The organism is Pseudomonas sp. Xaverov 83, assembly GCF_019352905.1.
In the GTDB taxonomy this organism is placed as follows: Bacteria; Pseudomonadota; Gammaproteobacteria; order Pseudomonadales; family Pseudomonadaceae; genus Aquipseudomonas; species Aquipseudomonas yamanorum.
In genome coordinates this window covers 75,888-81,814 of sequence record NZ_JAAAFU010000058.1, presented here as the reverse complement: position 1 = coordinate 81,814, position 5,927 = coordinate 75,888, and the positions used below count along the sequence as shown (strand labels likewise).

The window sequence follows — 5,927 nt, the reverse complement described above, 5'->3', positions numbered from 1 at the left end:
AGCGTTTTGCTTACTTTTGCGCTGTTCAAAAGTGAGCCGCTGTAAGAGCGGAACCATAGGCGGCCGTTACAAAAATAACGGATATGCCCCCAACCCCAAAGCCGCATACGTCATCCAACGTATTCCCCGCCCAACCCCATCCCCGTGAGACTGCCCCCGACAGCCAAGCCACCTCCGGGAGCACCTCGATGACCGACACCCTGATCAAAGTCGACCTCAACCAACCCGTCACCGAAAACGAGCAAATCCACAACCGTTGGCACCCGGACATCCCGATGGCCTGCTGGGTCAAACCCGGCGATGACTTCATCCTCGAAACCTACGACTGGACCGCCGGCGCCATCAAGAACAACGACGACGCCAGCGACGTGCGCGACGTCGACCTCTCCACCGTGCATTACCTTTCCGGCCCAGTGGGCGTACACGGCGCCGAACCCGGCGATCTGCTGGTGGTCGACCTGCTCGACATCGGCGCCAAAGCCGACTCCCAGTGGGGTTTCAACGGTTTCTTCTCCCGCCAGAACGGCGGCGGCTTCCTCACCGATCACTTCCCCAGCGCGCAAAAAGCCATCTGGGATTTCAAGGGCATGTTCACCAGCTCTCGACACATCCCGGGCGTGAACTTCGCCGGCCTGATCCACCCCGGCCTGATCGGCTGCCTGCCCGACCCGGTGATGCTCGCCGACTGGAACCGCCGCGAGCAGGAACTGATCGACACCAACCCAACCCGCGTCCCACCCCTGGCCAACGCCCCGCTGGCCGCCACCGCACACATGGGCAAACTCAAGGGCGCGGCCCGTGACGACGCCGCTGCCACCGGCGCCCGCACCGTGCCGCCCCGTGAGCATGGCGGCAACTGCGATATCAAGGATCTGTCCCGCGGTTCGAAGATCTATTTCCCGGTGTACGTCAACGGCGCCGGCCTGTCGGTGGGGGACTTGCACTTCAGCCAGGGCGACGGCGAAATCACTTTTTGCGGCGCCATCGAAATGGCCGGCTGGGTGCACATGAAGGTCGAGCTGATCAAGGGCGGCATGGCCAAGTACGGGATCAAGAACCCGGTGTTCAAGCCAAGCCCGATCACCCCGAACTACAAGAACTACCTGATCTTCGAAGGCATCTCCGTCGACGAACAGGGGCAGCAGCACTACCTGGACGTCAATGTCGCTTACCGCCAGGCCTGCCTGAATGCGATCAACTACCTGACCAAGTTCGGCTACTCGCCGGCCCAGGGTTATGCGTTGCTCGGCTCGGCGCCGGTGCAGGGGCATATCAGCGGCGTGGTGGACATCCCCAACGCCTGCGCGACGTTGTGGCTGCCGACTGAAATCTTCGAGTTCGACATCAACCCCAACGCCAACGGCCCGACCCAATTCCTCGACGGCAGCATCGACCTGCCCATCGCACCGGACCTGTAGCCATGCCGACCTATGAATATGCCTGTGAGTCCTGCGGCACCTTCACGATGCTGCGGCCCATGGCCCAGCGTCACGAACCCAGCCAGTGCCCATATTGCGACGGCCCGGGCGGGCAGTTGCTGCTGTCGGCACCGGCGCTGACCACGCTGTCGGCCAGCCAGCGCAAGGCGATTGCCGGCAACGAGCGCAGCGCCCATGCGCCGCAAACCGTCGGCGAGTATCAGGAGGCGCGCAAGCACCCGGCGGGCTGCAGTTGCTGTGGCACCCGCAAGCCGGTGGTACCAAGTAAGGCCAACCCGCTGGGGCTCAAGACCAAGACCGGGCCACGGCCCTGGATGATCAGTCACTGACCGAGGAGATTTGCAATGCGCCATGGCGACATATCCAGCAGCCCGGACACGGTCGGTGTTGCTGTCGTGAACTACAAGATGCCGCGCCTGCACAGCAAGGCCGAGGTCATCGATAACGCGAAGAAGATTGCCGAAATCATTGTCGGCATGAAGCAGGGTTTGCCCGGCATGGACCTGGTGGTGTTCCCCGAATACAGCACCATGGGGATCATGTACGACCACGACGAGATGATGGCCACCGCCGCGAGCATTCCCGGCGAGGAGACGGCGATTTTCTCCGCAGCCTGTCGCCAGGCCAATACCTGGGGCGTGTTTTCCCTGACCGGTGAGCGCCATGAAGAACATCCCCACAAGGCGCCGTACAACACGCTGGTGCTGATCAATAACCTGGGGGAGATCGTCCAGCGTTACCGCAAGTGCATTCCGTGGTGCCCGATCGAGGGCTGGTATCCCGGCGACCGCACCTACGTGTGCGACGGGCCCAAGGGCATGAAGATCAGCCTGATCATCTGCGACGACGGCAATTATCCGGAAATCTGGCGCGACTGTGCGATGAAAGGCGCCGAGCTGATCGTGCGTTGCCAAGGCTATATGTACCCGGCCAAGGAGCAGCAGGTGCAGATGTCCAAGAGCATGGCCTGGGCCAATAACTGCTACGTGGCGGTGGCGAATGCGGCGGGGTTCGACGGGGTGTATTCGTACTTCGGGCACTCGGCGATCATTGGTTTCGATGGTCGTACCCTGGGGGAGTGCGGCGAGGAAGAAATGGGCATTCAGTACGCCCAGCTGTCGGTGTCGCAGATCCGCGATGCGCGGGCCAATGATCAGTCGCAGAACCATCTGTTCAAGCTGCTGCACCGTGGCTACACCGGCATGCATGCTTCGGGCGACGGGGACAAGGGCGTGGCAGATTGTCCGTTCGAGTTCTATCGCACCTGGGTGCTGGACGCGCAAAAAGCCCGGGAGAATGTCGAGGCATTTACCCGCAACACCGTCGGTGTCGCTGAGTGCCCGGTGGGGCAGTTGCCCCATGGCGGTAAAGAAAAAACGGCGGGTTGAGGCATGCGGTTTACCTTTGAACCGGCTCAGGTCATGGCCTTGCTGCGCAGCCGCATCGTTGGCCAGGACGCGGCCCTGGCCCAGGTAGAAGGCTTGCTCAAGGTGGTCAAGGCCGATATCGGCGAGCGCGAGCGGCCGTTGAGCGTCAACCTGTTCATGGGGCCGACCGGGGTCGGCAAGACAGAAATTGTCCGGCTGCTGGCCCTGGCCTTGCACGGGCGCACCGACGGGTTCTGCCGTATCGACATGCACACTCTGGCCCAAGAGCATTACGCCGCCGCCCTGACCGGTGCACCACCGGGTTACGTCGGCAGCAAGGAAGGCATCAGCCTGTTCAACAGCGAGCTGATCCAGGGCAGCTACAGTCGCCCCGGCATCGTGTTGTTCGACGAGTTGGAAAAGGCCAGCCAGGAAGTGGTGCGCAGCCTGCTGGGCATCCTTGAAAACGGCCAACTGACGTTGGCGGGTGGCGCTCGCACGCTGGACTTTCGCAACAGCCTGATCTTCATGACCAGCAATATCGGCGCGCAACAGGCTCGCCGCCATCGACAGCGTTTTGCTCCGTTGCGTTGGTTGGGGCGGGGTGAAGCGGAGGTGTTGGAGGATGCCTTGCACAGTCACTTTGAGCCGGAGTTTCTCAATCGTATCGACCGTGTCCTGGTGTTCGAGCCCATCGACCATCAGTGGCTTGAAGCGCTGCTTGAGGTGGAACTCGGCAAACTCAATCAACGCCTGGCGACGCAGCAGCGGTCACTGGTGCTGGATGAATCGGCACGGGCATGGCTGTGCCGCGACCATGACGTACGGTTTGGTGCCCGCGCCTTGGGCCGCCGGTTGCGGGTGGAACTTGAGCCGGCGATTGCCGAGTGCCTGTTGGGTGATCCGGGCGTGGGCGCCATGGACGCGACCGCCATCAGCAATCATTTGGTGGTTTCGCGACAAGCGACTTGCAACAAATAAATTTCAAGCTAATATAACCCGGGTAAAACAATATATTCCGGGTAAAAGCCATGAGCGCATCACACTGCACCGCCTTCCTTGGCCACCAACGCGTGGCCGCCGGCTCTTATGCCGACGTCGCTAAAAAACTGAAAAGTCTCGACCTGTCGACCGGCAGCTTGCTGGTGTTCGATGACACCAGCGGCGTTCAAGTCGACTATCCCTGGCCCGCGGGCTATGCGCCCCAGCAACCGGCAGCTACGGTGACCGAGGCCGAAGTGCCTGCGTCACCTACCGTAGGCCGACCGAAGCTGGGCGTGGTCGCCCGTGAAGTGACCCTGCTGCCACGGCATTGGGAGTGGCTGGGGCAACAACGCGGTGGCGCCTCGGCGGCCTTGCGCCGGCTGGTGGATGAAGCACGCAACGCCCATGCCGAGCACGATGAGCGACGCCAGGCCAAGGAATCCAGCTATCGTTTCATGAGCGCACTCGGCGGCGACCTGCCGGGTTTCGAAGAAGCCTCGCGGGCGTTGTTTGCCCAGGACGGCGCCGAATTTTCCAACAAGATTGCGCACTGGCCAGTGGATGTGAAGTTGTACCTGGCCTGGTTATCACGCAACGCTTTCCCTGCCTAATTGCATTGAGATCCGAACCTTCATGGAAGTCACCCAGCAACGACCGTTGTGGCAGATCTACCTGATCTTTCTGGCACCCATGGTGCTGTCCAATTTCCTCCAGAGCTTTTCCGGCACGCTGAACGGTATCTACGTCGGGCAGATGCTCGGTACCCAGGCGTTGGCGGCGGTGTCGGGGATGTTCCCCATCGTGTTTTTCTTTATCGCCCTGGTGATCGGCCTGGGGGCGGGCGCTTCGGTGCTGATTGGCCAGGCGTGGGGCGCTCAGGAAACCTCGATGGTCAAGTCGATCACCGGCGCCACCCTGACCCTCGGCGCCCTGATCGGGGTGATCGCGGCGGTGCTGGGCAGCGTGTTTGCACGGCCGGCGATGCAGGCCCTGGGCACACCGGTGGATGTGCTGGATGACGCGGTGGGTTACGCGCAGATGATGATGCTGATCATGCCGCTGTTGCTGGTGTTCATCCTGTTCACCCAACTGCTGCGAGGCGTGAGTGACACGGTGTCGCCGTTGCTGGCGCTGATGGTCTCGACCGCCGTGGGCCTGGTGCTGACCCCGGCGCTGATCAAGGGCTGGCTGGGTTTGCCGCCGATGGGCATTCAGAGCGCGGTACTGGCAGGGCTGGTGGGTAACGCCCTGGCGATGACGTTTCTGGTGCTGCGCCTGCGCCATAAAAACCACGTGATGGCGCCGGATCGCGAGTTGATGGCGGCGTTGCGGCTGGACCGGGTGATTTTGGGCAAGGTGCTGCGTATTGGTCTGCCGACCGGGTTGCAGATGGTGGTGTTGTCGTTGTCGGAGCTGGTGATTCTGGCGCTGGTCAACAGCCATGGTTCCCAGGCGACGGCGGCGTATGGGGCGGTAACGCAGATCGTCAACTATGTGCAGTTTCCGGCGTTGTCGATTGCCATCACCGCGTCGATTCTGGGGGCGCAGGCGATCGGGGCAGGGCGGCTGGAGCGGATTGGGCCGATCCTGCGTACGGGAATTTTGATCAACCTGTGCCTGACGGGTGGGTTGATTGTGTTGGGGTATGGGTTGTCGCACTGGTTGTTGGGGTTGTTCATTACCGACGTGGATGCGCGGGTCAAGGCTGAGCACCTGCTGCATATCATGCTCTGGAGCATTTTGGTGTTTGGCTTCCAGGCGGTGGTGGGCGGGATCATGCGGGCCAGCGGCGTGGTGCTGGTGCCAGTGGGGATTTCGATCGTTTGCGTGTTGGGGGTGGAGTTGCCGGTGGCTTATCTGCTGAATGCGCGGTTTGGGTTGGAAGGGGTGTGGATGGCGTTTCCGGTGACGTATCTGGCGATGCTGGGGTTGCAGACGGCGTATTACCGGTTGGTTTGGCGGCATAAGCAGATTAAGCGGCTGGTGTGAGGTTTTTTTGGGGAGGGAGTACATATCCGCTTCTTCGGTCACGGCTACTTATGGTTCCGCTCTTACAGCGGCTCACTTTTGGAAAAGCCGGAATGCCGGCCCAGCCCAAAGTAAGCAAAGGGCTCTGCCCGCCTGTCGGCACCTCGCT

The 5,927-nt window shown here is 61.8% G+C and carries 6 protein-coding genes; all 6 read left to right on the top strand.

All coding sequences use genetic code 11. The annotated features are described in order from the left end of the window. Positions 1-188: 188 nt before the first annotated feature. Genes fmdA through K0H47_RS19240 form a run of 6 tightly spaced genes read left to right on the top strand, consistent with a single transcriptional unit; the run spans position 189 to position 5,779 of the window. Positions 189-1,418 (top strand): formamidase, encoded by a 1,230-nt coding sequence (fmdA, locus tag K0H47_RS19265; protein ID WP_063031503.1) that lies wholly within the window; start codon positions 189-191, stop codon positions 1,416-1,418. Positions 1,419-1,420: 2 nt separating this feature from the next. After that, on the top strand, positions 1,421-1,768 hold the full coding sequence (locus K0H47_RS19260) for a zinc ribbon domain-containing protein (RefSeq protein WP_063031501.1): 348 nt from the start codon (positions 1,421-1,423) through the stop codon (positions 1,766-1,768). Positions 1,769-1,783: 15 nt separating this feature from the next. Continuing rightward, positions 1,784-2,827 carry an aliphatic amidase gene (locus K0H47_RS19255; protein WP_093198844.1) on the top strand — a complete coding sequence of 348 codons (1,044 nt, stop codon included), beginning with the start codon at positions 1,784-1,786 and terminating at the stop codon, positions 2,825-2,827. A gap of 3 nt (positions 2,828-2,830) precedes the next feature. Continuing rightward, positions 2,831-3,787: an AAA family ATPase gene (locus tag K0H47_RS19250; protein ID WP_219273426.1), complete on the top strand. Its 957-nt coding sequence runs from the start codon at positions 2,831-2,833 to the stop codon at positions 3,785-3,787. 50 nt (positions 3,788-3,837) lie between these two features. Next, positions 3,838-4,401, top strand: a complete 564-nt coding sequence (locus K0H47_RS19245; RefSeq protein ID WP_218264273.1) for a DUF2239 family protein — start codon at positions 3,838-3,840, stop codon at positions 4,399-4,401. Between the two features lie 22 nt (positions 4,402-4,423). Beyond that, the gene (locus K0H47_RS19240) at positions 4,424-5,779 is read left to right on the top strand and encodes an MATE family efflux transporter (protein WP_063031493.1); all 1,356 of its coding nucleotides are present in this window, start codon (positions 4,424-4,426) and stop codon (positions 5,777-5,779) included. Positions 5,780-5,927 lie beyond the last annotated feature (148 nt).

Coding starts and splice junctions, on each gene's coding strand:
- fmdA (WP_063031503.1), top strand. CDS start 189: ATGACCGACACCCTGATCAAAGTCGACCTCAACCAACCCGTCACCGAA.
- K0H47_RS19260 (WP_063031501.1), top strand. CDS start 1,421: ATGCCGACCTATGAATATGCCTGTGAGTCCTGCGGCACCTTCACGATG.
- K0H47_RS19255 (WP_093198844.1), top strand. CDS start 1,784: ATGCGCCATGGCGACATATCCAGCAGCCCGGACACGGTCGGTGTTGCT.
- K0H47_RS19250 (WP_219273426.1), top strand. CDS start 2,831: ATGCGGTTTACCTTTGAACCGGCTCAGGTCATGGCCTTGCTGCGCAGC.
- K0H47_RS19245 (WP_218264273.1), top strand. CDS start 3,838: ATGAGCGCATCACACTGCACCGCCTTCCTTGGCCACCAACGCGTGGCC.
- K0H47_RS19240 (WP_063031493.1), top strand. CDS start 4,424: ATGGAAGTCACCCAGCAACGACCGTTGTGGCAGATCTACCTGATCTTT.